The organism is Paenibacillus sp. FSL F4-0087, assembly GCF_038020215.1.
GTDB lineage: Bacteria > Bacillota > Bacilli > Paenibacillales > Paenibacillaceae > Paenibacillus > Paenibacillus taichungensis.
On the sequence record NZ_JBBODJ010000001.1, the window covers coordinates 2,528,723 to 2,551,372 of the forward strand.

The 22,650-nt window shown below is 48.5% G+C and carries 17 protein-coding genes; 1 reads left to right on the forward strand and 16 read right to left on the reverse strand.

Going from position 1 to position 22,650, the window contains the following annotated elements; genetic code table 11:
* The first annotated feature begins 77 nt into the window (after window positions 1-77).
* Window positions 78-956, forward strand: a complete 879-nt coding sequence (locus MHB84_RS11875) for a hypothetical protein (protein ID WP_076291949.1) — start codon at window positions 78-80, stop codon at window positions 954-956.
* A 76-nt stretch (window positions 957-1,032) separates the two neighbouring features.
* Here the strand turns inward: MHB84_RS11875 and MHB84_RS11880 are convergent, their stop codons facing one another.
* The 16 genes from MHB84_RS11880 to MHB84_RS11955 all read right to left on the reverse strand — a co-directional run bounded on the left by MHB84_RS11880 (window position 1,033) and on the right by MHB84_RS11955 (window position 22,617).
* Window positions 1,033-1,464: a VOC family protein gene (locus MHB84_RS11880; protein WP_076291950.1), complete on the reverse strand. Its 432-nt coding sequence runs from the start codon at window positions 1,462-1,464 to the stop codon at window positions 1,033-1,035.
* Window positions 1,465-1,764: 300 nt separating this feature from the next.
* On the reverse strand, window positions 1,765-1,992 hold the full coding sequence (locus tag MHB84_RS11885; RefSeq protein WP_053782996.1) for a hypothetical protein: 228 nt from the start codon (window positions 1,990-1,992) through the stop codon (window positions 1,765-1,767).
* Between the two features lie 118 nt (window positions 1,993-2,110).
* Complete coding sequence (locus MHB84_RS11890) at window positions 2,111-2,902, reverse strand: carbohydrate-binding protein (RefSeq protein WP_076291951.1); 792 nt, start codon at window positions 2,900-2,902, stop codon at window positions 2,111-2,113.
* Window positions 2,903-3,116: 214 nt separating this feature from the next.
* Window positions 3,117-3,989, reverse strand: coding sequence for a sugar phosphate isomerase/epimerase family protein (locus MHB84_RS11895; protein WP_063566455.1), 873 nt, complete (start codon window positions 3,987-3,989; stop codon window positions 3,117-3,119).
* Between the two features lie 12 nt (window positions 3,990-4,001).
* A complete protein-coding gene (locus MHB84_RS11900) occupies window positions 4,002-4,877 on the reverse strand; it encodes a sugar phosphate isomerase/epimerase family protein (RefSeq protein ID WP_076291952.1) in 876 nt (291 codons plus the stop codon).
* A 139-nt stretch (window positions 4,878-5,016) separates the two neighbouring features.
* Complete coding sequence (locus MHB84_RS11905; protein WP_076291953.1) at window positions 5,017-8,118, reverse strand: alpha-mannosidase; 3,102 nt, start codon at window positions 8,116-8,118, stop codon at window positions 5,017-5,019.
* Window positions 8,115-10,427 (reverse strand): glycoside hydrolase family 3 N-terminal domain-containing protein, encoded by a 2,313-nt coding sequence (locus MHB84_RS11910; protein WP_076291954.1) that lies wholly within the window; start codon window positions 10,425-10,427, stop codon window positions 8,115-8,117. Before MHB84_RS11910 ends, MHB84_RS11905 begins: the two co-directional genes overlap by 4 nt.
* Window positions 10,428-10,471: 44 nt before the next feature.
* Window positions 10,472-12,694: a helix-turn-helix domain-containing protein gene (locus MHB84_RS11915; protein ID WP_076291955.1), complete on the reverse strand. Its 2,223-nt coding sequence runs from the start codon at window positions 12,692-12,694 to the stop codon at window positions 10,472-10,474.
* Between the two features lie 196 nt (window positions 12,695-12,890).
* Window positions 12,891-14,528 carry an ABC transporter substrate-binding protein gene (locus MHB84_RS11920; RefSeq protein ID WP_083679136.1) on the reverse strand — a complete coding sequence of 546 codons (1,638 nt, stop codon included), beginning with the start codon at window positions 14,526-14,528 and terminating at the stop codon, window positions 12,891-12,893.
* Between the two features lie 128 nt (window positions 14,529-14,656).
* Complete coding sequence (locus MHB84_RS11925; RefSeq protein ID WP_256716943.1) at window positions 14,657-15,565, reverse strand: carbohydrate ABC transporter permease; 909 nt, start codon at window positions 15,563-15,565, stop codon at window positions 14,657-14,659.
* A 15-nt stretch (window positions 15,566-15,580) separates the two neighbouring features.
* Window positions 15,581-16,561, reverse strand: a complete 981-nt coding sequence (locus MHB84_RS11930) for an ABC transporter permease (RefSeq protein WP_024629462.1) — start codon at window positions 16,559-16,561, stop codon at window positions 15,581-15,583.
* Window positions 16,562-16,874: 313 nt separating this feature from the next.
* A complete protein-coding gene (locus MHB84_RS11935) occupies window positions 16,875-18,287 on the reverse strand; it encodes an alpha-L-fucosidase (RefSeq protein WP_076291957.1) in 1,413 nt (470 codons plus the stop codon).
* Between the two features lie 275 nt (window positions 18,288-18,562).
* Complete coding sequence (locus tag MHB84_RS11940) at window positions 18,563-19,621, reverse strand: Gfo/Idh/MocA family protein (RefSeq protein WP_076291958.1); 1,059 nt, start codon at window positions 19,619-19,621, stop codon at window positions 18,563-18,565.
* Between the two features lie 259 nt (window positions 19,622-19,880).
* Window positions 19,881-20,747: a sugar phosphate isomerase/epimerase family protein gene (locus MHB84_RS11945; protein WP_076291959.1), complete on the reverse strand. Its 867-nt coding sequence runs from the start codon at window positions 20,745-20,747 to the stop codon at window positions 19,881-19,883.
* A gap of 155 nt (window positions 20,748-20,902) precedes the next feature.
* On the reverse strand, window positions 20,903-22,276 hold the full coding sequence (locus MHB84_RS11950) for an alpha-L-fucosidase (protein WP_083679141.1): 1,374 nt from the start codon (window positions 22,274-22,276) through the stop codon (window positions 20,903-20,905).
* 170 nt (window positions 22,277-22,446) lie between these two features.
* Window positions 22,447-22,617, reverse strand: coding sequence for a hypothetical protein (locus tag MHB84_RS11955; protein WP_175380898.1), 171 nt, complete (start codon window positions 22,615-22,617; stop codon window positions 22,447-22,449).
* Between the last annotated feature and the right edge of the window lie 33 nt (window positions 22,618-22,650).

Sequence of the window (22,650 nt, forward strand, 5' to 3'; positions counted from 1 at the left end):
GTCCACTTTTGTGATACACTGAGTGTAATTTGGCAACGATGAACATGAAGAACTGATGGGAAAGGCGGAAATTCGTTATGGCATATGCTTTTATGATCGAACCGCAGTATTATACCGCTTTGGAGAACGAAGACGAGTTGATTGAGAAGTGCCAGGAATGGGGCTTACTTTCGGAAAAAGCAACGAAGGTCAAAACGTTCTATTATAAAGGGAATGGGCTGAATATGCCTTGCACCATCATTGGCTTTGTCGATCATATGGCAGCAGTCATTCAATTGGACAATGATCAGAAACACTGTATTCATCCTTCTTATCTGAAAGAAATGCAGGCGTCCAGCTATAATGTAAAAAGTTCGGTTGGAGCAGGCACGGCAAAAGACAAATCTAATGAACCAGTCGTTACAACCAACTTAGAAGAGATCCCTAGCTCTGATGCTGCACAAGATCCTGTTGCTGCCTATTCGGATAAGATTCCATCCGGTATGAGTGACTTTGATTCCGAACTGGATGTGGACACGGATGACGATGATACCTCCTCCGAACTAAAAGGCGACCCTGATGGTCTGGTGGAAGAGTATGTTGGACCCGCAAACGGGGCCACAAGCAGCGCTGCTAAACCAAAGGCAAAAACCGCAGGTAAAGCCAAATCGATCAAGATTGATCTGCCGGAGGGTAAAGTGAAAATGTCCGCTGTTGTAAAGGAATTTACGACCGTGCCGAACCACTTCTCCGACAATGATGATGAAGTCATTATCTATGAAGCCGTTACGATCACCGAGCCCGAAGTTATCGACGTTGGCGAAGCTTGGTCCAGTCACAGTGCCACGATCAAGAAGCAGGAGCTTGAGGTTGGTGATGTGCTTACTTTTGAAGCAAAGATTATCAAGAAGAAACTGACCAGAAATCCTGTTCCTTACAAAATCAACAACCCTTCCAAGATTCAGAAAGAAGTCTAATTTTAGATTAGAAAGTATACACATTCCTTGCAGGTTTTTTCACTTTACCTATATGGCAGAGACACTATCTCTCAATTTACTGATGGTTGGCTGCAACACAGCTGATCTGGAACTGAACGCCAAATTTATCGATAACCATACCGTAGGCTGGACTCCAAAATGTTTCCTGGATCGGCATTTTCACTTCGCCACCGTCTTGCAGCTGGTTGAAAATTGCTTTGGCTTCATCGGCAGTATCTGTGTTCACCGTGACATTCACATGATTACCCACAATATAAGGCATACCAGGGAATGTATCGGATAGCATCAATACAGAACTTCCAATCTGCAAGGAAGCATGCATGATGCGGTCTTTCGCTTCGGGAGGTACGGGGTGATCTGGGTTGGAAGGACCATCGCCAAATGTCTGGAGTGCCAGCACTTCCGCTCCAAATGCCTTTTTATAAAATTCCACTGCTTCACGTCCGTTACCATCTGTTACAAGATACACATTCAAGCTAATTGCCATTCGTGCTTCATCTCCTTGATATCATGTAATTGAACCATTCCTGCCACTTGCGACAAGAGTATATACGAATAGGTTGTCCATTGACAAGAAGGTATTTCCATAAGCATCTCTAAGAACAAGGCCCCCTCTCCAAAGAGGCCCTGACCGCTCTTGATTTAACTCCCAGTGGTGCTGGGAACCAAAGTTCATCCATTGGTAGGATTGTCCTGTAATCCTTATTTTATCCTCGGTGTCTTCGCAAAAAAAAAAACCACTCTCCCGAATCCTGTCGGTAAAATGGCTGCGGTCGATCCTATGAGGTTAGCGCGTTTTTACGATGCTATCTATTTCACTTTTCAACAAGAGGTATCGGTGAACACTTCTCATGATCGGGACCTTAGTTAGTTTATTCTTGTCTACATAAAGTTTCATCTGATCTTTGGTCAGACCGAGCAAACTCCCTGCTTCAGATACCGTCAATACAACCTCGGGATTCGTAGCATTAAACGTTTTTTTCACTTTCTGGTTCCAGTCCTCGAATACCTGCATAGATCAGTGATCTCCCCTATCCATAGCCAGTCATTTTCCAGGCTGAATAGATCTATTATACCATACTTGTGATGATCGTAACTTAATCCTTATCGAGAACCAATTAATGTTAATGAATTTAGGCTTCGCGACCAAACACCTCGAACTGACTTAATGCCGGGAATGGAGAGGGATCTGACGACTTGATCAGTTCGCTTAACGTTACCCATTCCACGTCCTTCGACTGAATTGCGATCGTTTGTGGTTTATGAGTTTGGATCAAACTGGCCTGCTCGGAGCTGCCATCGGAAAAGGTAAGAGTAACCCGCTCCCAGAAATTATCGTGGGGAAAATCTGCACGCAAGGTCAGGACTACTTTGTCGATAGACACCGTACGTCCAAAGTTGACTGTAATGGCAGCATCATCCCGCTGGTTGATCCCCCAAGATTCGTAAGGCCACTCGCCATGTGAATCATTTGCGCTGTTGCCATTAATGGCGTTACGTGCTGCAAATACGGACTCTCCACGGGTTTCCACGTTGGCGGAGGCATGGGGAAAACAGCTTTCGTTTCCATGCTGATCATAAGGATTCAGCGCTACATTTTTATATGCCTCAATCTCTTCACGTGTAGCCAACCGAGCATGTAGAACATGCTTGTCACCCGTAAATGACTTTGGTGAATAGGACACTCGTTTCTCGTCAAAAGGAATGGCATAACGATACTCCTCACCTGTAAAATAAACGAAAGCCGGGTTCATGGAATCCTCCAGCTGGATGATCAGATATACGTTTACATCAGAGCTTCTTAGAACGATGCTGTCCCCTGATCCATAGGCCTGTCTGTACACAAGATTTACTAGTTCACTGTCCGTCCGCGTTTCGAGCACCACACCGTCCACATTTTGAATTTCGAGCGATAAGTTCGTCATCTACATTCTCCATTTCTATTAATATTATTTATAATTTTCTTGATCCGAAAATATGAAAGCGCTTCGCTTTATTATACTTTATCATAATCACGGGACTGGGCATCCCTGAATAATGACTTATTTAACACAAAGACGAGTATATTTTTCAACATAAGAAGTGCAAAAAGAGCCACTTCCTTAAAGTGGCCCCACAATGTAAAACTAAATGATTGCCCTAAGCCTCTTCCCAGAAGCGGCGCAGGTTGCTCATGGCGATTTTGGAAGCAGATTTGCATTCCTCCATGCCCTCAAACTCAATCGTAATGTTACCATCATAACCGGAGTCTTTAATCAGCCTCACAATTTTGCGGATTGGAATATCCCCTTGCCCCACAATGGCACCGCGCAGGAAGTTGCCGTAAGCGGTTGTGAACCATTCCCCTTCACCCGGATGCTCATCATAAGGGCGGAAATAAAAGTCCTTGAAGTGAACCAGAGAAGCGTACGGCAGATTTTTCATGACCCCGATAATCGGATTCTCATCCACGCACATGAAGTTGCCGATATCGAGTGTCGTTTTGAAGTTGGGACGATCTACGGCATGAAGCACACGCTGCACACGGTCACTGGCCTGCACACTGAAGCCGTGATTCTCAATGGTTGTTGTAATGCCAAACTGTGCAGCATAATCAGCAATGATCTGGCTTCCCTTCACCATCAGCGGCAAATTTTCCTCAAACCAGGCAATGGTCATTTTCTCCTTAGGCAAAGTAAACGCCGTTACGTCATGACGCATATGCTTTACACCCATCCGGTGTACAACATCGACATGTCTTTTGACCCGAGCTATCTCTTCTTCAAAAGCTTCTTCCGTCTCCTGCACGAAATTCGCAGGCATCGAATAGTTGGACAGCTCAATACCCGCAGAAGCAGCGCGCTCCCGAATGGCGTCGGCGAGATCAGGATTGTCCTCCACGGTGTAACCATACGGAACCATCTCCATATGCTCGCCACCATTTGCAGCAATCCAGTCGATGATATCCAAAACCGTCATTTCACCCGAATTCAGATCGTTCAACAAGCTATACGTACTCAGGCCCACTTTCATCTGCTCAGCTCCCTATCGGTATTGTTGGATAAATTTAACCGCTTTGCGAATGTCCTGTTCCGGCTGGTCGCCTACCTCGCGTTCAATCGTCAGATAACCTTTATAGCCAATATCCCGAAGGGCTGCAAAGTATGCGTCAAAATCCACACTGCCCTCGCCCAGCGGTACCTCACGGAAGAACGTTCCGGAAGAGACCATTTCGGCAATTTTCTCATGATCCATAGGGGCATATCCCACTGCACCGTATACGTCCCTCGGGTCTACTTCCTTCAGGCGCACACCATCTTTCACATGGGTATGCACAATATAATCCTTGAGCAGATGAACACCTCGTGCAGGGTCATCTCCGGTAACCATCACCATGTTTGCCGGGTCAAAATTCACCGAAACCCCGTTAGTCGACATGGTATCCAGAAACCCTTTCAGGTCTGCTGCCGTTTCCGGTCCCGTCTCAATCGCGAAGTAGGCTCCTGCGCTTTTGGCATATTGGCCCAGTTCCTCACATGCGGCATGCAGTGTGGCATACACTTCGGAGGAGGGATCGTGCGGAACAATACCGATATGTGTTGTGACGATATTTGTACCTAGATCCAGAGCAAGATCCACGATGCGCTTGGACTTCTCTACTTTCCACGGATTATCTTCCTTGACCTGGAACCCGTGACCGCCCAAATCGCCAACCAGGGCAGAAATTTCAAGACCAAGAGAATCGATATAACTTCTTAACTCCTTGCGAGCTGTCGGAGAGAGGTTCTCAGGGTCCATCTCTCCATGGACTGCATAGATCTGTACGCCTTCTGCACCTACATCCTTCGCTTTGCTTAATCCTTCACGTACACCTACACCGAAGCTATCCACGATAACGCCAATCTTGTTTGTTAATTTCATGCCATACCCTCCCGTTAAATCGGTATTTGATTTTTCATTCCTGGTGAGCCTTCATGATGGACGGAATGCTCTATACAATTTTCGACCCCTACCCGGTCACTCCTTTTTCTCCGATCATTTCTTATCCGGTTTCCTGAAACTAATCTGCTGAGACCAACTTCACGGTTTGAATTTCATATGGCTTGAACGTCAGCTCAAACTTCCCTTCATGACAAGCTAGTGGCATGATTTCATCCTCCAACAGATTGACTACAGACGTCTGTATACGCGCGTCAGCCCAGTGAACCTGAACCGTTTCTCTTCCACCAGATGACTCATAGAAACGAAGTACCGTTCCCGTGCCATCCTCGGAAGCCTTGATTGTATCCAGAATGACATGTTCACTATGGAAATGAACCCAGCTGTGCTCTGCTGGCAATGTGCCAGAGTGTCGGTCACTTGCAACAACCCGAACCGGGTGGTTCAGTTCCATCGCACGTCGTACCACACCCGCTTCCCGCCAATCTCCCTGATGCGGCAGCAGGGAATACATGAATTCATGCTCACCCTGGTCAGCATGTTCATCCGGCCATTTAGGAGCACGGAGCAGGGAAAGACGGATCATCTGATCCTTGATGTCATATCCGTATTTACAATCGTTCAGCAGGCTTACACCACTGTTGCCCTCGGAGATATCCGCCCAGCGGTGACCACACACTTCAAACTGGGCTTGCTCCCAGCTGGTGTTGTTATGAGTAGGGCGCTCCAGCGCACCAAACGGGATTTCATAGGCTGCTTTCGCTGATACCAAATCAACGGGAAAAGCCACTTTGAGCAGCTTATGACTCTCCGCCCAGTTCACCTTTGTCTTGAAATCAACACGTCGCTGATGACGATATAGAATGATATCCTGGTGAATCTCGGACTCGTTTAACTTCCAGTGAAACCGAAGGATATCCTGCGTTACTCCACGCTGTACTACTTCTCTGGAGATCAGCTCTGCCACTCCTGCACGCTGCGATTCAAACCGCGGATCAATATCCCAAGCATCCCAATATGTTGGCCTGTCATGGAAAAACTGTAACTCATTCGCTTTATCGCTCGGTTTCAGCCACTCCCGTTGCATGGTTTTGTCATACCATCTGATGATCTCTCCTACATCGTTAAATTCAAGCGTGTAAAAGTCCGTTTCCCAGACAGAAGGGAAAGATTCATCCTGTTTCAATGCAGGAAGATTGGCATCCGGTGCCTGGCGTAGCCATATCGTGGCATACCCAAAGGCCGGAATGGATGGGACATAGACTGACAAGGTCAGCACGTCTCCATTTGCCTCCAGGTCACTCGGCAGACGATTACCCCGATGGTCAAACGCTGCTAAACCGCTCAGTTTCTCGTCGCCTGTAATCGTAACAACTTCTCCCCGCTCCCAGCCTAGGCTATTAAATACAACATAGGGCAGACCGTCGAAGCCATCTGTCGCAATGCGGTCCTCAATACTACTTAGGGTACCATTCATAGCCGCTGTCCCCAGAGCGAATACTTTCGTATACTCTTCCATTGATGTTACGTATACTTCGGGAATGGACGTGCCCGGGATAATATCATGGAATTGATTCAGCATGATCAGCTTCCAGCCTTCATCCAGATCACTTTTCGCCTGTGCTGCTTCAACTCCGGCAAACTGCCCCCAGATTTCAGCTTCCCGATACAACACCTCTGCTTTGCGATTGCTCCTTTTGTTGCGTGCATGAGTTGTATAGGTTCCACGATGCAGTTCCAGATATAAGTCGCCATGCCATTTGGGCAGCTTAGGATTGTTGTTCGAAATTTCTTTGAAAAACGCGCCTGCTGTACTGAAATTGCTAATGGGCTGCCCAACCATGAAATGGGATCGCTCTGCGAACGCAACCATTTCGTTCGTTACCCCGCCTCCACCATCGCCATGCCCATATAGCAGCATTTGCTCGGGGTGTACATCCTTCTGCTTGTAGGATTGCCAGTGCTCATCCACATCCTTGGGCCGGGTATGCTCATTCACTCCGTGATTGAGATACGCAAGCACCGAGGTGCCGTCAATACCTACCCAATGGAACAGATCATACGGGAAAACGTTGGTATCATTCCAATTGAGCTTGGTGGTCATAAAATAAGGAATGTCAGCCAGCTTGAGCAGTTGTGGCAGCGAAGCACAGTAGCCAAAAGTGTCAGGAAGCCACTCGATGTTTGAACGCTTGCCGAACTCCTCCTGATAAAAGTTCTGCCCGTACAGGATCTGACGCACAAGCGACTCGCCACTCGGAATATTTAGATCCGGCTCGACCCACATGCCACCAACCAGTTCCCAGCGGCCTTCGGCAATTCGGTTTTTGATTTGTTCGTACAGCTCAGGATAGTGCTCTTTCACGAATGCATACAGCTGTGGTTGACTCTGCGAATACACGAACTCCGGATACTCATCCATCAAAGTACACATCGTGGAGAAGGTGCGGCTGGACTTGCGCACAGTCTCACGCACAGGCCACAGCCAGGCAATGTCGATATGGGATTGCCCAACCAAATGCATGAATCCGTCTCGATACTCTTCCGGGTCTTCCTCCTGCACCGACTGTGCGAGCCATTCTTCCCAATGCTGCACCCACGCCGCTTCACTCCAGCGCTCAGGCTCGTTGTACATCTTATCCATCACCTGATGAACATCCCGAATAAGACGGGTGCGCTTTAAGTCTTTCTCCGGCAATGTTCGGAGTGATTCTGAAAGTACCGTAATGCTATACATTAGACTCTGTAAAGGCGAATTAACACGAACCAAAGCGGCTCGGATGCCCTGAATTGGCGGCTGGATGACCGCCTGTCGATTCAAGGGGTCATGTGGTTCCGGTATGGGATCATATAGCTCAATCTCCAGCAATGGCGTAGTTCCCACACGGCTCTTCGGTAACGGTACATACCTATGATTGCGGTCCAGTCCGTGATAAGGCACGCCATTCACCTTCAGCAGCCCTTCACCCCTGGCCTCGAAGATCAATCCGACCACATCTTCCTCCCAATTGGCCGGAATCTCTACGGTTTTGCTCAGAAAATAAGTCGTTCCATGGTTACTATGGAGTGGATTCAAGCTTTGAACAGCCGCATTCTTCTGTTCATACTCATATTCCCCTGGCCGGACATACTTGGCTTTCTGCATCTGCCACTCTGGAAGTTCAATAGTATCCCTCCATTGCTGCTGAGTCAGATCCTGAATGAATCTCTGAATTCGAATCATACCTCCACCCCCACCTTCTGGATGTGTAAACTACAAGCAGTCCAGTCTCTGAAGCTGCTACCAACCATCAGTCTGAATTCACCCGGCTCCACAACAGGCTGAAGACGGGAATCGATCAGCTCTAGATGTTCTTTTTGCACAGGGAACGTCACCGTCTGGGTCTGTCCCGGCTCTAGATGGATTTTACGAAATCCCTTCAGTGAAATTTCGGCACGGGTGACCGAAGCCGATACGTCCGTAATATACAGCTGTACAACCTCATTTCCCGCAACCGCTCCCGTATTTGTGACCTCCACCTGCACCTCTGCTTCATCGTCTGGTCCAATCACTTCCGGCACAACTCTTACATTCTCGTACTTGAATTCTGTATAACTAAGCCCAAAACCGAACGGATATTGTGGTGCCAGATCGGTCTCCAAATATCGCTTGCCCCGGGTACGTTTGGCATTGTAGTTGACCGGAAGCTGACCTACATGCTTGGGAATGGAGATGGTAAGACGACCAGATGGATTCACATCACCGAACAGAATATCTGCAATGGCGTTGCCCCCCTCCTGCCCGGGGTACCACGCTTCCACAATGGCATATGCATGCTCATCAATCCAGGGTTCGGCAATGGGCCGTCCGTTAATATATACGACAATAACCGGTTTCCCCAGCTTATGTACTTCTTGCACCAGTTCCAGTTGAACACCCATCAGGTTCAGAGACGATCGGTCTATCCCCTCACCGCATTCCATATCGTTCCATGGATCATCCGTAACAACGGATGCCCCCGTCCGCAGATCAATGGTCCCTTCGCCAAAATCCCGGCTACTTGACCCTCCCATCACCATAATGATAGTATCTGCTTCTTCAGCACAGGCGAGCGCTTGCGCAAAGCCCTCTCTGGAATCCCCTTTGATCCGGCAGCCCGGTGCGTACAGCACCTTTCCGGTGTCAGCACCAAGCTTGCGCGTAATCCCATCCAGTACCGTAACGATCTGTCCTCTCGGCTGCGGCGAGGTGTAGTCGCCAAGCTGGTTGTAGACGTGGTTCGCATTCGGTCCAATGACCGCCAGTTTTGTACTTGTTTTACCGAGCGGAAGGGTGTTGTCTTCATTTTTGAGTAAAATGATTCCCTCCTGCGCGACTTTTCTCGCCAGCTGAATATGTTCTTCACATCCGATCACCTGCTCTGCAAAGTCAGGATCAACGAAAGGTTGTTCGAATAAGCCCAGTCTGAACTTCATCTCCAGTACCCGCCTTACCGCCGTATCCAGATCCTTCTCTTCAATCAATCCTTGCGACAGGGCCTGCCCGAGATGCTTGCGGTACATGTACCCGGACATTTCCATGTCCACCCCTGCCTTAAGCGACTGAGCAACGGCCTGCTCCCCGTTCTCCGCGGTGTTGTGTCCATTGACAAGCATCTGAATTGCACCAAAGTCAGTAATGACAAATCCGTCAAAACCCCATTGCACGCGTAGGAGATCATTCAGCAGATATGAACTCGACGTACAAGGCACACCATCAATCTCGTTATACGCTGTCATGACAGAACATGCTCCGGCTTCCACTGCTTTCTTGAACGGCAGCAGATCCACCTCGTGCAGCTCTCGTAGTCCCATATGCACCGGAGCAGCATTGCGCCCACCTTCCGAGCTGCCATAGGCTGCAAAATGTTTGAGTGTCGCCACAATCGTCCGATTAGAATCGAGCCGGTCACCCTGTAAACCTTTTATCGCTTCAACCGCCAATTCACCGATCAGGTATGGATCTTCGGCAAAACATTCCTCCGTCCGTCCCCATCTCGGGTCCCGTACTACATCAAGCACAGGCGAATATGTTGCCGCTCCTCCCTGGCTCCGAGTCTCCACAGCAATCGCTTCACACATCTTGCGGTACAATTCCGTGTTCCAAGCACTTCCTACTGCTAACGGCACCGGGAATACAGTTGCCCCAATGGCCATATGCCCGTGAGAACACTCTTCCCCGAACAAAATGGGAATGCCCAGCCGGGAGTTCTCCATGGCATACCGCTGAATTTCATTGGTGGCAACAGCTCCCTGCCTAGGCGTCAGGCCAGTCTCCAGCGTCACTTCCGTCCAGGGATCAGCACGAAGTGTTCCATATAAAGACCCAATCCCGCCCTCTGCGATTTCCTTTTTAAACTCATCCGTAACCTGAACCGTACCATCTGCTTCCTTCACATAAGTCTTCCACCCCATCGGCTGGATCAGCTGCCCTATCTTCTCCTCCGTGGTCATCCGCCCGAGCAGATCTTGGGTCCGCTCCTGAACGGAAAGCGAAGCATCTTTATAGTCCATATGCATATTCTCCTTATGAGTTCGGCTTAGTCTGGTGCATGGGCTCACATGGCTTTTCGGTAGTCGCTAGGCGCAACACCCACCACATTCTTGAACGCCCGATTGAAGGAATTGTAATTCGTATACCCAACTTCCTCACTGATCTCCTGAATGGCCTTATCCGTCTCCAGCATGAGCTGTTTCGCCTTCTCAATACGGTGACTAATCAGAAGATCCACGAACTTCTCACCAATCTCGTCCTTAAATAGCTTGCTTAAATATTTCGGATTGATATCAAATAGATCACTTAGATAATTTAGTGACAGGTCGGGGTTGTTGTAGTTCTGTTCAATATACTTGCGAATTTCAAGAATATGAGATCGATGTTTTCTGGAGCAATGAAGCGTCTGCATCTCATCAGCCAGCTCACGGAAGCCTTCCCAGCACAGCGCGCGTAAATCATCCAACGTCTCCCAACCTTCCAACCTAGGAAGAAGTGGTGTAAATACAGATGCCCATCGCTCCTGATACTCTCGTGGAAGTTCTGCGAACTCCCGGTTATAGTGCTGGAACAGCAATTGGACCGTATTCATAATCTCCTGGCGGGAGAGCACGGATTCATGGATCTGTTCGAATAAGCGGTCAAAATGCTTCTCCCACACATCTTCCGAGAGTCGCATCGCCTGTACCAGCAAAGAGATCGTCTTCAGGAATTCATACACATCATTCGTTGAGTTCGGTACCACCCCGCATGGAATGATACGATTCATGCCGAGCACAGCCTTGTATTCCAAGGCATGCACCGCCTCCTTCAGCGAAGCTCTCAGACCACGGACATCCACTGCGACTCTTCCAATACCGATGGTTACGGTGAAGTTCAAATACTGCCCAACCCTGTCAAGATAACCGGAGAGCAGTCTCTGCTCGGTCTCCTCACCTTTCTCCATTTCGGGAATCCAGAGTATGGCATACAGACGCTGATCCGATATCCACTCAGCCCACACTTCGGTGCCCTCGTGCCTTGCACTCTCCTGTAGAATGCTGGATAACACGAATTTCAGGAGGGATTGATCCTGATTGTGGTACTCCTCCATGAATCGGGAATACTGATCGATCTCCACCACCATTACAGCCCATCGATCCTCTAACTGCGGGAGCTTGAACCTGCTCATCTCCGCTGTCAGTTCATTGCCGGTAAAGTCCCGCGTACCCTCCAGCAGCTCCTGAAAGAAATATTTCTTCTGCAAAATCAGGTTCTCTTCATGCTCTTCCTGATATTGCTTGGTTTGATCGATCATTCGCTCCAGCGTAGTCTGGATAAAACGAAACTCGTTATCCTTCGTATAACCCGCCCCTGGCTGTTTCTGCGAAGCCACCGTCTCAATCAACGTGACAATCTGCTGGATGGGCTTGTAATTTCTACGTGTCACATAGATCACCCACACCACACCAATAAGGACAACGGCAACGGCAAAAACAAACCAGATATTATAAAACTTCAGGGCAAATTTGACGATCTTGCCATTGTTCAGCCCCGTCTGTACCTTCCAGCCACTGTAGCTGGATGTAAACTCGGAGAACACTTCACCTGAGTCTGTTTTGGGAGAAACTGCTGTAATTCCACCCTGCATTGCTCCGTCCCACAGATTGCCGCCCGAGCGATTGAAGATATTCACGAAAGTGAATTCAGGGTCATACATCTGCATGATGGATTTCTGCAAGGTCGGCAGATCGACGTTAACAACGACAAGGCCCGTGCCGTTTCCGACACCGCGAATGAGTGTAATGACCTGTTTTCCTTCCTCGGTTGGAAATGCCTTAAAGGATCTCGCCCCCACCCACTTTTGCGTTGCCGCAGCACGACTGTCTTTAATAAACGTTGCATCCGGGAATTCCTCAATCGGCACCGCCTTGCCGTTGCTGAATACCGTATCGTCGTTGTATCTCACCAGATATATGGAATCAATCAGCGGATACTCTATTTTTAATTCATCAATAACCTGGACTGCTTGAATTCCGGCATACACATCCTCGCTTCCGGTTACCGAATAATAATTTTTCAGGTTGGGATTGGTCAAAATATCACGCAGCACCTTGAAGTCGATGGAACGTAGTGAATTGTCCAAATATTGCGTTACCTGTGACGCCAGAAATTCATTGGCCTTGAGTGCTTCTCTCCGGTTCTGTTCATTGAATACCTGAAAGAAAATGATAAACAGGATTGTGGTCACGATAAAAAAAACAGGCAAATACGATAGCAGCAAACGTCTAAACCAACTGTTGTTCATCTCCGAGGCCCCCCACCACTGTTTATACGTATGAGCATTTTGCATAAGCTGGAATGACAACCGCGCCAATCCGGTCGCTAATTTTCCATAAATATTCAGTAAATTATATCGGATGAAGTGGGGTTGTCAAAAGGAGAAGACCATCCCGATTTCTGTGTTGACATCGGGACAGCCTCATTCATGAAACCATTAATCTTTATTGATTCTTCTCAATCGCACGCTGGTAAATCTCAAGGTAATTGCTGAGTCCCAGACCATCAAAACCTTTTACGTACGCGTCCCATTCCTTATCGATGCTCTTGCTGCCGATAATGAATTGAGCCATATTGGTCATCACGTAATCCTTAACGGCCGTCGTGAGCTGCGCAGCGGTTTCTGTATCTTCAGGACGGATAAATACGTTCGCAGGATAGACTTCTTTTGGCGCATAAGGTTCATATACATTGGTTGCTTGCGCCAGACGTGTACCGTAACCCTCCGCTTCCAGTGGATTCTGACCTTCTGCAAACAGATTGCGGAACGTATTGGACAAGTCATGTGCTCCGATCTGTGACCAACTCTCGTTGACTACAACATTTGGGTCACGCTCAGGCAGGTTATAGTAGCTGTATTTGGCAGGCTCACCATTGATGTTTTTCTCATCGGCATCCGCCTTCTTCCAGCCCTTTCCTTCTGTCGGACCGTACTCTGCATACAGGGCACCTTCTTCACTGAACATGTAATCTACAATTTTGATCGCTGCGATCTGTTGTGCTTCGGTCGCTTTATTGGTGATGGCGAACTCGAACTCACCTACGCTTTGCGTAGCGCCTGTCGTCTGCACACCATCCGGCCCTTTCAGTGGAGGCACGATGTCCCAGTGCTGGTGGCGGGTGATATCTTTGTCATACGTGTTCACAAGGTAGCTGACCAGCGCTGTCGTTATAGAGCCGACCACCTCATCCCCTTCCTTGTTACCCAACTGCCCGATTGCCTGATCGTTCTGTGTGAAGGAAGCCGGATCAATCAGGCCTTCTGAATACAGCTTATGCATGTATTCCAGCCCTTTTTTCCACTCTTCCTTGTTCGCTGCAAAGTCAACCTTTCCATCATTCACAATCAAATATTTATCGTTGTCATTATAGATAAAGCTGTTCATCAAATAGGCATCGATGTTGCCATTCCATACGTACTTGTTGGGTGCACCGGTGAGTGGAATCTCATCGGCTTTGCCATTGCCATTCGGGTCTTGTTCCTTGAATGCCTTCAGAACCGTGTAAAGTTCATCGGTCGTGGTAGGCATTTTGAGACCCAGATTGTCCAGCCACTCGGTGTTAATCCAGTATTTCTGAGCGTACGTACAGTGGTAACATTCATTGAAAATCGGCAGAGCGTAGATGTTGCCATCCGGCGCAGTTACCGCTTCTTTGAAGTACGGCTTCTCCTCCATCATCTTGGTCAGATTCGGACCGTACTGCTTGATCAGATCCTGCAGCGGGAGGAACACGCCCTGTTTTCCGTACGTTTGAAGGTCTGAGGTCGTGAACTTGCCATGGAGGAACACTTCAGGATAATCGCCACTCGCCAGCAGCAACTGTCTGCGGTCTTGCAGAGCGTCCGTCGGGGCCAGATCCCATTTCAGGGTAACATCGAACTTGTCTTCGATAAATTTGGTGAACTCATTTTCTTCCATGGACGCTTTACCTTGTGGGGCAAAGAAGGTCATCGTTACCGGGCCACCGCTCTCCCCGCTACCGTCGCTCCCTGTACCCGCATCCTCGGATGAACCACATGCGGACAACAAAGCCATCGAAGCAAAGACCAGAAACAACATCGAAATCCAAGATTTTTTCAATCTGACTCCTCCTTTTTGTTGAAAACGGCATAACATTCTGATTACGTACTCGTGTTAAACCTTATCCCGGAAGCCGGAGTGTTCCCCCACCTCCTTTCAAGTGGCGTAACGGAAGCAGATGACAAAGATCATCCTTTGAGCGAGCCAACCATAACCCCTTTAACAAAATGCTTCTGCACAAACGGGTACATGATGAGAATAGGAATGCTGGCAACTACGATCAGTGCGTATTTCAGGACCTGTTCGAACCCCTGATCTCTTAGCTGCTGGCTCGTATTGGCCAACATTGCTGGGTCTGCCGCGTTAAGAATTAGCAGATTGCGCAGCACATATTGGAGCGGGAACAACTTCTCGGAACGAAGATAAATCAGGGCATCAAAGTACGCATTCCAGTGGCCCACCGCATACATCAGGGTCATGACCGCCAGAATCGGTTTTGATAATGGAAGAACTACGCTGATCAAATACCGGATGTCCCGGCATCCGTCCATTTCCGCCGCCTCCCCCAGCTCTTCCGGGATGGAAGACTGGAAGAAGGTTCTCGCTACGATAACCTGGAACACTGCGAGCGCCCCTGGCAGCCACATCGCCCAGCGTGTATCCAGCAGATGAAGGTCTTTCATCAAGAGATACGTTGGAATCAGACCGCCATCAAAGAACATCGTGATCATCATGAAAATAATAATGGCACCTCGTCCGTAAAACGACTTGCGCGATAGCGGATAGGCGAGCATGACCGTTAGCGCCACATTGATAAATGTGCCTACAACGGTATAGATGATCGTGTTGTAGAAACCGAGAATGAGCTGTTGGCTTTTGAAAATAGAGATGTAGGCCTTAATGTTAAAGTCTACCGGGTACAGCCACACCTGACCGGATGTAACGGCACGCGAGGAGCTGAATGAAGAACTGATGATATACAAGAGCGGGTAAAACACCGTTAGAAGTATAGCGAACAGAAAGATATAGTTGAATGTCATGAAGATACGGTCACCGAGCGGGTCCTTGATCCGGTTACGATTCATCAGGTTGAACATGGATGAGCTCCTCCTTTACCACAAGCTGTTCTGGGATACTTTGCGGGAAATGCCGTTGACGATAACCAGCAGGATCAGGTTGATCACGGAGTTGAACAATCCTACCGCCGAGGAGAAGCTGAAGTTGGCCCCAATCAGACCGACCTTGTACACATACGTCGAGATGACTTCTGAAGCGCTCGTGTTAAGCGGATTCTGCATTAGATATATTTTTTCAAAGCCCACGCCCATAATGCTGCCCAAGCTAAGAATCAGCATGATGACGGTGACTGGTACGAGCGTTGGAAGGTCGATATGCCAGATTTTACGAAGCCTTGAAGCGCCGTCCATCTTCGCTGCCTCATAGAGGGATGGATCAACGCCAGCGAGAGCCGCGATATAAATGATCGATGAATAGCCCATGCCCTGCCATACACCCGACCACACATAGATGGATTTGAAGTATTCGGGAATGCCCATAAAGTTGGTCATCGGGAAACCCAGGAAGGTAAATAGCTTGTCTACAACACCCACATGCGGTGACAGCATCAGAATGATAATGGATACCATGACGACTGTGGAGATAAAATGCGGAGCGTACGTGACCATCTGGACGGTCTTTTTAAAGTATCCTGTTCGGATCTCATTCAGCGCAAGCGCCAGCAGGATCGGAATGGGAAATCCGGCGAGTAACGAGTAGAAACTGATCCCAATCGTATTTTTGATCAGCAGCCAGAAGTTCGGGGATTCGAAAAAGGCTTCAAAGTGTTTCAGTCCAACCCAAGGGCTGCCCCAGATTCCTTTAACGACACTGAAGTCTTTGAAGGCAATCTGTACACCAACCATTGGAATGTACTTGAAGATCAACAGATACAATACGGGAGGAAGCACCAGTAGATACAGCTCCCAATGCTTCTTGAGGCTTCTGATAAATGGATGCTGTCGCTTGGGTTCTGCGTAATTCCTTCCTTGCTGGAGCTCCACCGGTGCAGGTATGCTTTCCGTAGCTCGACTCATTCGCGTCACTCCTTCTACACCTTAAGTGTAATAATACATTACATTTACATCCCTTAAACATCCTTTTCTTTGACTCATTTTTCTGTATTAGCGTCATCGGTGTGAGTAATAATGTCAGGTAACGCTTTCTTAAATCGATAGTACCTTGAGCAGTGTTCTTTTATCAATTTGCAATTTTCTCCCACCTCTCCTTATTCCCAAAACCCTTGCTGGACAAGGGGAAATCGTCCTTTAGCACAGGTATATCGCAAAAATCATCAACCCAAAAAATCCCGAAGGACTGTAGAAGCCCCTCGGGATTTGAAATGTAGGTTTATTGGTTTGTAAACAATCTGAACGTCAGCGTGATAGGTGCTACTTCCGTAACTGCCGCTTGTGGCAACTCTACAACAAGTCCATCTTCCGTCCGTTGGAATGACAGCACATCGTCTGTGCCGACGAGTTCAATTCGCTCCACCTTTTCCACATATGGAATGACTACCTGTGATTGTACTGCTTCGTTCTCGTTTCTATACAAACGGAAGGCATACGATACGTTGAGATCTTCCTTACGTGTAAAGGCCCAATCTCCTGTGAAGTATGGTCCGCAAATTCGCGTGCCATAGATGCCCTCACCGTGAGTACCGGTCCATTCTCCGAGGGCTTTAATACTTCGTACCGCCCCTTTTGGAAGACGCCCGTCCGGTTGTGGTCCAACATTCAGCGCTAGGTTACCACCCTTGGATACTACCTCAAGCAGTATATGTGCCAACTGTCTTGCTGACTTGTACTGATCATCATATCCAAACGCAAAGGAATTGCCCACCGTGATACAGCTCTCCCAAGGAATATTCATTGGATGCTCAGGGATGGTCTGTTCCGGAGTTACGATATTCTCATACGGTCCGCCTACTGTGCGATCTGCTGCGAGGAGCCACGGCTGAGTTGTCTGACGTGCCCGCTCCACCACTTCGCCCAATCGGATATCCTGACCGTGACGGCCTTCACGTACCCAGCCTGCATCCAGCCATAGACATTCGATTCGTCCATAGTTGGTCAGCAGCTCCATAATTTGCTCATGCGTGAACTCCACGAATTTCTCCCACAGCCATGGATACGCTTTCGGATCATAGGATGGTCCACGCCACATATGGCTTCCCCGCTCCATGCCAGGTGTCCAGTAATATGGCGTATGCCAGTCCGCTTTGGAGAAGTAAGCCGAGATCCCGAGCCCCTTGGCACGAAAAGCGTCAAAAAGCGCCCGACAAATATCCGCATACTTATGGGTATGAAAAGGAGTATCTTTGCCCGTGATGCGATAATCGGTGGTATGTGTATCCCACATGCAGAAACCATCATGATGTTTGGTGGTGAACAGGAAATATTTGAACCCATTATCAGCGGCCATCTGTGCCCACTCTTCAGGCTGAAAGCGAATCGGATTGAAGGTTTTGTTGAGATCAAAGTATTCCTGCTTGAAATGCTCCATATCGTCAGTCCAGTCGATATCATTGCGTGACCAATCGCCATCCTCGTCACTTAACGCCCAGGACTCCACGAGTCCAAGCTGAGAATAGGGACCCCAATGCATCATTAGCCCCAGCTTCTGATCCTTGAACCACTCCAGGCGTTCATTCAGCAATGGATCTTCAGGCTTCACCCATTCCTCTTCTTTGCTAAAGTTGTGCACCCCGGCTTCGACCACCTGCTCTTCCTGTTCCAGCACCGTATCTTTGGTTTCGCTCATCCCGTTCATCTCCTTTGGATTGGATGTCATACGCTGTATAAATAGCATTACACTGGACCACTGCGCGGTCAAAACAATCTTCCGATCGCTGTTATCCCCAGATTTTTTTGATTCCTTTCCTAAGGGGAAAATCCGGGGATAAAGGCGAGCGCTTCGCTTCTTCAGATTCGTTCTGCCCTCTCCGTTATTGTGTAAATGTTTCGTTCAACTAAGAAAGACATGTTATGCCTCGTCACTTTGATTGCGGTGCCATCTTCAGATTGCAATACACCTTTTTAAAGTGAAATCTCGCGTCCTTCTCGTGCGGACTCGTAGATGGCACAGAGGATTTTCATGATTTCAACGCCATCCTCAACGGGGCTTAGCGTCTCTTTGCGTCCTTGGGTACTATCGATAAAATGATTGACTTCATTACGGAAAGAACCTGCGAAATCAAGGGATTTGAAATCCACCTGTGGCGTCATGTTCAAAATGGTATCGAATTTCTCACCGATCAGTGAAATTTCCGGTTCCAGTTCAGCGCCACCTTTATCGCCATAGAGTCTGACCGAAGTTTCATCCTGCTTCGCGTGCAGTGTGAAACTTACATCCATCAGCAGGCTTGCCCCGTTCTCGAAACGAATCAGTGCGTTGGCCATATCCTCCACTGTGTTTTTGTTCGCATCATAATCCGCAGCCTGGTAGAACGATAGATTACGGATATTGGCACGGTTACCCAATCGATTGGAGACATTCGCGGAGACGGTTTTCACTTTCGGTTTGCCCATCAGGTACCAGGAGATATCAATAATATGAACGCCAATATCGATCAACGGACCGCCGCCAGAACGTTCCACATCTGCAAACCATCCGCCCGGATTGCCCAAACGCCGCAGACAGGATGCCTTGGCATAATAGATCTCTCCAAGCTCGCCTTCATCAATAAACTTCTTCAGAATCTGCGCATTGTCGCTATAGCGGCGTACAAAGCCAACCTGAAGCAGCTTTCCACTGCGGTGAACAGCCTTCTCCACCTCTAACGCATCTTCTACCGTCTGACAGAGCGGCTTCTCGCAAAGTACGTTTTTCCCCGCATCCAGAGCTGCAATGCTGATCTCGGCATGTGTATCATTCCAGGTACAGATGCTGACCGAATGGATTTCAGGTAGTGCCAGGAGCTCCTTATAATCCGTGAATACATGAGTAGCGTTATATTTTTTCGCCGCTTCCTGGGCACGTGCTTCATTCAGGTCGCATATGGCGTATATTTCAACTTCAGGATTACTGTCATACGCTTGTAAATGAAAATCGGAAATTGATCCTGCACCGATAACGGCAATTTTAAGTTTGGACATGGATTTTCCCTCCATAATCTGTTGAATGATGGTCATATCAGTTGAGTCAGAACATATGATAATCGGCTTAACGTAACTACGGTGAATGTTTGGACTCTCGGCCGCTGTTGTCTACAGATTTCTTGTATCAACTGCTCTCAGCAGTTGAAATCCGCAGACAAAGGCGGACGCTACCGCTCCTACAGTTCCAAACTTCACCTCTGTTACTTCAGCCTTACATATAAAAATTGATTCCACTTATATAGTAGTAAGTAGCAGCTTATGCTTCCTCCCAGAAGCGGCGGACGTTATCCATCGCGATTCGGGATGCTGTTTTGCAATTTTCCATACCTTCAAACTCTACAGAGATAAATCCGTCGTAACCGGACTGCTTCAACACACGGAATACTTCCGGCATGTCGATATCCCCATGGCCCACAATCGCTCCGCGCAGGTAATTGCCGTGTGCGGTCTGGAACCAGCCCTCTCCGGGATTGCGATAGGAAGGTCTTCGATAGAAATCTTTGGCGTGCACCATGGATGCATAAGGAATGTTGTTTTTCACAGCGCTAACCGGGTCTTCATCCACACACAGGAAATTGCCGATATCCAACGTTGTCCTGAAGTTTTCACGTGCCGTCTCATGCACCAACCGCCGGACACGCTCACTGGACTGCACATAGTAACCATGATTCTCCACACTTGTGGTAATGCCGTGACCCGCAGCGTAATCAGCAATTCGCTGACAGGCCTTCACCAGAACAGGCAGATCGGCCTCAAACTGGGCGACAGTACCTTCCTGTGCAGGACGAAACGCAACATCATGGCGCATTCTCGTAACGCCAAGTGCCGCAGCGACATCTACATGCTTCATAACAGTAGCAATCTCATTTTCAAGTGCATCCGGGCCTTCTCCTGTAACGAAGTTAGCACCTATTGCGTAATTGGAAATATCAATTCCCACGTCTTGCGCAGCCTCTCGAATCTGGTCAATTAATTCCGGCTGGTCGATCAGGCTGTACCCGATCGGAACAATCTCCACATGTTCTCCGCCCTGCTCGGCGATGTAACGGATGGCGTCGGGTACAGTCAGTTCCTTGGCATCCAGTGCCTGTTGCAGACTGTATGTGCTGAGTCCTACTTTCATATCCTCTCATCCTCTCCTGCTGGTGTGTGGCTCTACCTTACATATACCTTTTTCCATAAGATCATACAATTACCAATAATCGTTTGCTACTCTATTTTCCATGGGATGAATCCAAAATTGGCTTATCTACAAATGTTACGGCTCAATCGCCAGCTTCATGACCTCTGTTTGCTCAGATATACACCCAGCCAGGACAACGTTGGATACCATCTGGATTCATGAATGGTCAGACGAATGGTTCTGGCGGTAAAAGGTTCGAAACTACAGATTCGTTTGTGACCAACAATCGTACCGCGATACAGCTCCTGCCAATCACCACTCTCTTCCTTTGCCTCCAGCGTAAAGCGTTCAATTCGCTGACCTAAACGGATATGCTCCATGAGAACGACTCGGTCGAACCGCGTTTCCTCCGGCAGTTCTACCTCCAGCCAAGCCAGTTCAGTTCCTTCAGATGGGCACCAAAAAGTATCCGATTCCTCACGCAATACCTGGGTAGCGGCATGTTCTTGACCCATGGTATCCGATGCGCGAATGCTCGCCCCAACAGCCAAACTTTGCCGATAAGTACTGCGCAAAAAGTCTCCGAGTTGCTGCAGCCGCTCAACATCCTGTTCGTGAATAAGGCCGCTTCGATCTGGTGGAAGGTTTAGTAGAAAATTAGCGTTGCCCCCAACCGCTCCATCATAGATGCTAAGCAGTTCCTCCAGCGATTTGACTTGATCGTCCTCGCTCGCATGATAGAACCAACCCGGACGGATGGATGTGTTCACTTCTGCGGGATACCAGATGAGCTTGCCCTCGTGCTGCCGGATCACTTCCCGACTCCCCAAATCGGCATCCTGTGTATTAATTCTGCTCGCAAACTCACCATCATCCACCCGCTGCGATTGCTCCTGGATCTTCTCATTATCTTGCAAGTAGGCAGGTACGACGCTCCATTCCGAAGTCCGGGTATGACCTGCCTCATTGCCGCACCAGCGAACATCCGGTCCACATACCGAGATTACAGCCTCTGGCTGCAACTCCCTGATCAGTGCATAATAGGAATCCCAATCGTAGATCTGCCTTTTCCCATTTGGCCCCTCTCCGCATGCTCCGTCGAACCATACGCAGAAAAGTTCACCATATTGGGTTAACAGCTCACGCAACTGATTATTGAAAAATTCGTTGTATCGCTCTGAATCTCCGTAGGATGCTTCATGACGGTCCCAAGGAGATAGATAGATACCGAACTTCAACCCGCCTTCACGGCAGGCATCGGCAACCTCTTTCACCAGATCACCCGCACCATCTCGCCAAGGGCTGGCGGCTACCGAATGATTCGTGTACTGGCTTGGCCATAAACAAAACCCGTCATGATGCTTGCATGTGAGGATTAATCCGGTCATACCGGCAGATTTGCACGCCTGAACCCATTGCCGGGCACTCAGATGAGAAGGGTTAAAGATATCGGGATCTTCATTCCCGGTTCCCCACTCCTGATCTGTAAACGTATTCATGGTAAAATGAATAAATGCATAGAACCCCATCTCCTGCCATTTCAGCTGACGTTCTGATGGCACGACCTGTGCTGCTGCCTTCACCCAATCAGTTGTATTTACTGGATTCCTCTCCTCTCATGCTGGTTCTCTGTCCGCTTTCCGTCAAATGCCATAAAGGACCGACAGAGCACAGCATCTCCAGCGGTCCTTAATTATGTTCATCTGTCGTTGAAAGTCAGCTTTCTGATTGCAATTCGATCCCTGTTCCACGAAGACTTCACCAATCTCAGCGGAACGATCCACGAACCCTCCTGCTTTCCCCACATCCTGCTCAACACATCCATTGCCTTTTCATGCTTGCCTACAAACCATGCCGCCATAACCTTCATGAATGGGTCTCCTTTCTGAAAATGATGGGTTAG